This window comes from Butyricicoccus porcorum (assembly GCF_002157465.1).
GTDB classification, from domain to species: domain Bacteria; phylum Bacillota; class Clostridia; order Oscillospirales; family Butyricicoccaceae; genus Butyricicoccus_A; species Butyricicoccus_A porcorum.
In genome coordinates, this window is the sequence record NZ_NHOC01000008.1 from 116,955 (window position 1) to 122,954 (window position 6,000).

Below are 6,000 nucleotides of genomic sequence, written 5' to 3' on the forward strand. Positions count from 1 at the left end.
GAAAAATCGTTCGGAACAACCAGTTCAGAACGATCATATCGAGCTACACCATATGGGCATACTATGCCCTCTTGGAGAAAGGAATCAATCATGGGTCATTGCAATCAAAACAAAAAAGGTTCCCTCGTCAGACAAGTCGAGATGACATTAAACGATCGTCTTGCTATCGGACGAAAAAAGAACGCACATAAGGCTGCTGACATCACTTATAAATATATTTACAGTTGGGAGACCTATCGCAGTTACTTAAAGCACTGCTGCTATTTTGTGAAATGGTGCAGCAAAACACATGGATGTAAAACCCTAGAAGAATGTCATCCGTATATGCAGGAATGGATGAAAACGCGTAAATCATTATCTCCATATACACAAAAGCTGGAAGTCAGTGCTCTGGCAAAACTGTACGGATATCGCACCGGAGAACTTGACATAAATACTGCCAGCCGCTGCCGGAAGGATATTAAACGGAGCAGGAACGAGGTTTCCCGTGACCGGCATTTCAGCGAACAGAAACATGCTGACTTCGTTGCATTCTGCCGCTCCACCGGCCTCCGCCGTGGGGAGTTAAAAGTGCTCCGTGGTACTGCGCTTTATCAAGATCCATCCGGTACCTATTACATCCATGTCACCAGCGGCAGTAAAGGCGGCCGGGAACGCTATGCGCCTGTTATCGGCGACATAGAGCTTGTCTGCAAGCTATGCCGTGATGCCGGTAAAAACAAGGTGTTTCCGTCTATCCCCTCTGCTGCCGATGTTCACAGTTACCGTGCAGAGTATGCCACACAAATTTATAAACAGTATGTACGTCCTCTGGAACACCTGGAACGGCATGAAATTTACTATTGTCGCGGAGATCGGAAAGGTGAAAAATTTGACCGGACTGCCATGAAGAAAGCCTCACAGGCTTTGGGACACAATCGAATCAGTGTAGTCGCTGGGCATTATCTGCGAATATAGGATTATGCCCTCGATACAGCGATAATGCAACTTTTTATCGTTTTATACTTCTTATATTCGCCAATTTTGTAAAATTTCAAACTTGAATATATATATTTATTTCGTTCGGCCCTTTCTTTCATGTTGCAGGAAATGATGAAGTCTGACCTTGGCCCTGAATATCAGGATTACAATATCGTAATCGCGCAGCCCAACGGCAGACCTTTTGAAGAGCATCAGATTTGCCAAAAGTTCAAGGCACTGATTACAGAGCATAATCTGAAGCCTGTCGTATTTCACTCTCTGCGCCACAGCAGCACGAGTATGAAGCTGAAAATCAGCGGAGGCGATATCAAGGCTGTACAGGGCGATACAGGGCACGCACAGGCGAATATGGTCACGGATGTATACTCACATATCATGAACGATGACCGCAAGCGCCTGGCAAAGAAAATGAATGACCAGTTTTTCTCCCCTCTCCATACTGAAGCAAAAGAAAAAGCAGTTGACGAGCCGCCCATGACTGAATCCATGGAACAGCTCATACAGCTGCTAAAGAGTTCTCCTGAAATTATTGAACCGCTTCTTCAAATGTCACAGTTATTAAGTTCAAAATGAACTTGCAAGTATTCTTGCAAACCTACTTTGTTTGAAAATGTTTGAAATCAACATTTTTTCCAATTCAAATTGCTCCAAAAGTTACGAAAAGAGCCTGATTTCGTACGAAATCAGGCTCTTAATGGAGCTGCTAAGCAGATTTGAACTGCTGACCTCATCCTTACCAAGGATGCGCTCTACCGACTGAGCTATAGCAGCATTGGCGACCCAGAACGGGCTCGAACCGTCGACCTCTAGCGTGACAGGCTAGCGTTCTAACCAACTGAACTACTGGGCCAAAATGGCAGGGGCAGAAGGGATCGAACCCTCGGCACGCGGTTTTGGAGACCGCTGCTCTACCAGCTGAGCTATACCCCTGTATAAGCAAGCCGAGTTTTGCAGCCAACCGCTTCCTTTTGCTCACTTTCCCTTTTGCAATAAAAGAAAAATAAGTGGTGGGCCTTCGGGGACTCGAACCCGGGACCGACCGGTTATGAGCCGGTTGCTCTAACCAACTGAGCTAAAGGCCCATAATCAAAATGGTCTGTATATGATTTTCGCCGTCACATAACTCTATTATATGACGGCGAACAATCTTAATGGCTCCTCAAGTTGGACTCGAACCAACGACCCTGCGGTTAACAGCCGCATGCTCTACCAACTGAGCTATTGAGGAATATCGAAGCGATCTGATTTTCTCAGACCGCTTTTGTGTAGGCATCGACCTATCTTCCCGGGCCGTCGCCAGCCAAGTATTGTCGGCGTAAATGAGCTTAACTACCGTGTTCGGAATGGGAACGGGTGTACCCTCATCACAAAAAACACCTACTACCTTTTCTTTTTAGAAAAGACCTTTGTTACTATAACACATTCTCTGCGTTATGTCAAGAAAAAATTGGTGACCCGTGGGAGAATCGAACTCCCGTTTACGGCGTGAGAGGCCGTCGTCTTAGCCGCTTGACCAACGGGCCATTTCCACACACCGTATTTATCGGTGTCCAGAAAGAAGTGGTACACCATCGGGGACTCGAACCCAGGACCCACTGATTAAGAGTCAGTTGCTCTACCATCTGAGCTAATGGTGCATTTCGTCAACTTTTTCTCGTGAGTTTTGCATTATCTGCGCCCTCAAAACTGAACAGCAATACTCGTGACAGAAGCTTTTTCCGAGTTTACCCAAATCATAATTCAGGTCAAGCCCTCGACCTATTAGTATCAGTCCGCTGCATACATTACTGTACTTCCACTCCTGACCTATCAACCACATCGTCTACGTGGGGTCTTACTTCCGAAGAATGGGAAATCTTATCTTACGGGGAGTTTCACGCTTAGATGCCTTCAGCGTTTATCTCGTCCATACTTAGCTACCCAGCTATGCCCTTGGCAGAACAACTGGTGCACCAGAGGTATGTCCATCCCGGTCCTCTCGTACTAAGGACAGCTCCGTTCAAATTTCCTACGCCCGCAACAGATAGGGACCGAACTGTCTCACGACGTTCTGAACCCAGCTCGCGTACCGCTTTAATTGGCGAACAGCCAAACCCTTGGGACCGAATTCAGCCCCAGGATGCGATGAGCCGACATCGAGGTGCCAAACCTCCCCGTCGATGTGGACTCTTGGGGGAGATCAGCCTGTTATCCCCAGGGTAGCTTTTATCCGTTGAGCGACGGCATTTCCATTCACATACCGCCGGATCACTAACTCCAACTTTCGTTCCTGCTCGACCCGTCAGTCTCGCAGTCAGGCTCGTTTTTGCGTTTACACTCACTGCACGATTTCCATCCGTGCTGAACGAACCTTTGAGCGCCTCCGTTACTCTTTAGGAGGCGACCGCCCAGTCAAACTGCCCACCTGACAGTGTCCCCCGACCAGATTCATGGCCGCAGGTTAGAATTCCAATATTCCAAGAGTGGTATCCCAAGGTTGGCTCCACAAATGCTGGCGCACTTGCTTCCAAGCCTCCCACCTATCCTGTACATGAAATATCGAAATCCAATATCAAGCTACAGTGAAGCTCCATGGGGTCTTTCCGTCTAGTTGCGGGAAACCGGCATCTTCACCGGTACTACAATTTCGCCGGGCTGGCTGTTGAGACAGTGCCCAAATCGTTACGCCATTCGTGCGGGTCAGAACTTACCTGACAAGGAATTTCGCTACCTTAGGACCGTTATAGTTACGGCCGCCGTTTACTGGGGCTTAAATTCAATGCTTCGATTGCTCTAACATCTCCTCTTAACCTTCCAGCACCGGGCAGGCGTCACCCCCTATACGTCATCTTTCGATTTAGCAGAGAGCTGTGTTTTTGCTAAACAGTCGCTTGGGCCTTTTCACTGCGGCCTCTTCTCAGAGGCGCCCCTTATTCCGAAGTTACGGGGCCAATTTGCCGAGTTCCTTAACAACCATTCTCCCGTTGGCCTTAGAATACTCATCCCATCTACCTGTGTCGGTTTGCGGTACGGGCACCTGGACAATACACTGAGCTTTTCTCGCCTCTCACGCCATCTGCTTCCCTACTATATTTCGGTCCCTTACGCCCGGGGCAACCATCGCCCGGGTCAGACTTAATGAAAGTGTCCCTCAGCTTAACATCTTCGGTGGTTACGGAATATCAACCGTATGTGCATCGACTACGCCGTTAGGCCTCGCCTTAGCTCCCGACTAACCTTGGGCGGACGAACCTTCCCCAAGAAACCTTAGATTTTCGGCCATTATGATTCTCACATAATTCTCGCTACTTATTCCGGCATTCTCACTCGTATGAAGTCCACATGTCCTTCCGATCACGCTTCACCCCGCATACGACGCTCCCCTACCCAATGTTTCAAACATTGCCCGAGCTTCGGTTGAATACTTAGCCCCGTTAAATTTTCTGCGCAAAATCACTCGACCAGTGAGCTATTACGCACTCTTTGAATGAGTGGCTGCTTCTAAGCCAACATCCTGGTTGTCTTAGCAATTTCACATCATTTTCCACTTAGTATTCATTTGGGACCTTAGCTGCGGATCTGGGCTGTTTCCCTTTTGACCATGCGACTTATCTCACATGGTCTGACTGCCATGAACCAATTATCCGGCATTCGAAGTTTGATAGGGTTCAGTAACCTCGCGGCCCCTAGCCCATTCAGTGCTCTACCTCCGGTAATCTATCATAACGCTAGCCCTAAAGCTATTTCGGGAGAACCAGCTATATCCGAGTTCGATTVGAATTTCTCCGCTATCCACAAGTCATCCCCGGCCTTTTCAACGGACGTGGGTGCGGCCCTCCATTGCGTCTTACCGCAACTTCAGCCTGCTCATGGATAGGTCACCCGGTTTCGGGTCTAATACATGTAACTAATTCGCCCTGTTCAGACTCGCTCTCGCTGCGGCTCCGTGACTCCAGTCACTTAACCTTGCTACATACATTAACTCGCCGGACCGTTCTACAAAAAGTACCCGATCACACATGAACGTGCTCTCGGTGCTTGTAGGCACAAGGTTTCAGGTTCTCTTTCACTCCCCTCCCSGGGTCCTTTTCACCTTTCCCTCACGGTACTGCTTCGCTATCGGTCACCAGGTAGTATTTAGGCTTGGATGATGGTCCACCCGTCTTCCCACAGGGTTCCTCGTGTCCTGTGGTACTCTGGATACTGCTAGCGTGCTTCCGATGTCGCTTACGGGGCTGTCACCCTGTTTCGCCGCTCTTCCCAAAGCGTTCAGCTATCTTTCACACTACATATTGCAGTCCGAACCCCTGAGATATTGCYMCTCAGGTTTGGCCTCTTCCGCGTTCGCTCGCCACTACTAGCSGAATCTCTGTTGATGTCTCTTCCTCGCCCTACTTAGATGTTTCAGTTCAGGCGGTTCCCCACTCATACCTATTTGATTCAGTATGAGCTGCATGAGCTTCTCTCATGCGGGTTTCCCCATTCGGAAATCTTGGGATCAATGCTTATTTGCAGCTCCCCCAAGCTTATCGCAGCTTGTCACGTCCTTCATCGGCTCCTGGTGCCAAGGCATTCCCCTTGCGCCCTTTACAGCTTGACCAGCTGTAAGACCTGATCCGGTCAGATCAGGAATTATTTTAGTAACTTAAGATTGTGAGTAATCTCGGTTATCTTTTGTTATAGCTAATTTGTAGTAGTACTTTCGTACTTTCGCCACAATTGGATCGTTAAACCTTTTATTTCAGTTTGCTTTTCGCAATTTCCAGAATAACAATTTTAATTTCTATTGTTGCTTTGTCGTTTTCTCGCTGTTCAGTTTTCAAGGTGCAGAGTTTAACATCCTTTGGGATGTTAGTGGTGGGCTTAAATGGACTCGAACCATCGACCTCACGCTTATCAGGCGTGCGCTCTAACCACCTGAGCTATAAGCCCATATGAAAGGAAATCAATATCAGCAAAAGAATTGTTCTTCTTTTGCTTACCTTTCTTCTTCTATAAAAAGAAAAGTAAGTGGTGGAGATGAGGAGAATCGAACTCCTG

Annotated in this window: 2 protein-coding genes, 8 tRNA genes and 2 rRNA genes; 2 read left to right on the plus strand and 10 right to left on the minus strand. The window is 48.0% G+C overall.

Features of this window, described 5'->3' with window-relative positions; all coding sequences use genetic code 11:
- Window positions 1-90: 90 nt before the first annotated feature.
- Both CBW42_RS10165 and CBW42_RS10170 read left to right on the plus strand, forming a co-directional pair.
- The gene (locus CBW42_RS10165) at window positions 91-957 is read left to right on the plus strand and encodes a hypothetical protein (RefSeq protein WP_087020894.1); all 867 of its coding nucleotides are present in this window, start codon (window positions 91-93) and stop codon (window positions 955-957) included.
- Between the two features lie 120 nt (window positions 958-1,077).
- On the plus strand, window positions 1,078-1,554 hold the full coding sequence (locus tag CBW42_RS10170) for a tyrosine-type recombinase/integrase (protein WP_087020898.1): 477 nt from the start codon (window positions 1,078-1,080) through the stop codon (window positions 1,552-1,554).
- Window positions 1,555-1,676: 122 nt separating this feature from the next.
- On the opposite strand, the gene CBW42_RS10175 is transcribed toward CBW42_RS10170, so the two are convergent.
- From CBW42_RS10175 to CBW42_RS10220, 10 genes are all read right to left on the minus strand, one after another.
- Window positions 1,677-1,752: transfer RNA gene (locus CBW42_RS10175), tRNA-Thr, on the minus strand.
- Window positions 1,753-1,754: 2 nt separating this feature from the next.
- Window positions 1,755-1,831: transfer RNA gene (locus CBW42_RS10180), tRNA-Asp, on the minus strand.
- 4 nt (window positions 1,832-1,835) lie between these two features.
- A tRNA-Trp gene (locus CBW42_RS10185) sits at window positions 1,836-1,911 on the minus strand.
- Between the two features lie 75 nt (window positions 1,912-1,986).
- A tRNA-Ile gene (locus tag CBW42_RS10190) sits at window positions 1,987-2,063 on the minus strand.
- Between the two features lie 70 nt (window positions 2,064-2,133).
- Window positions 2,134-2,209 (minus strand) — tRNA-Asn (locus tag CBW42_RS10195).
- A gap of 36 nt (window positions 2,210-2,245) precedes the next feature.
- Window positions 2,246-2,362, minus strand: a 5S ribosomal RNA gene (gene rrf / locus CBW42_RS10200).
- Window positions 2,363-2,429: 67 nt separating this feature from the next.
- A tRNA-Glu gene (locus CBW42_RS10205) sits at window positions 2,430-2,504 on the minus strand.
- Window positions 2,505-2,542: 38 nt separating this feature from the next.
- A tRNA-Lys gene (locus CBW42_RS10210) sits at window positions 2,543-2,618 on the minus strand.
- 104 nt (window positions 2,619-2,722) lie between these two features.
- A 23S ribosomal RNA gene (locus tag CBW42_RS10215) occupies window positions 2,723-5,560 on the minus strand.
- 255 nt (window positions 5,561-5,815) lie between these two features.
- Window positions 5,816-5,892 (minus strand) — tRNA-Ile (locus CBW42_RS10220).
- Window positions 5,893-6,000: the final 108 nt, after the last annotated feature.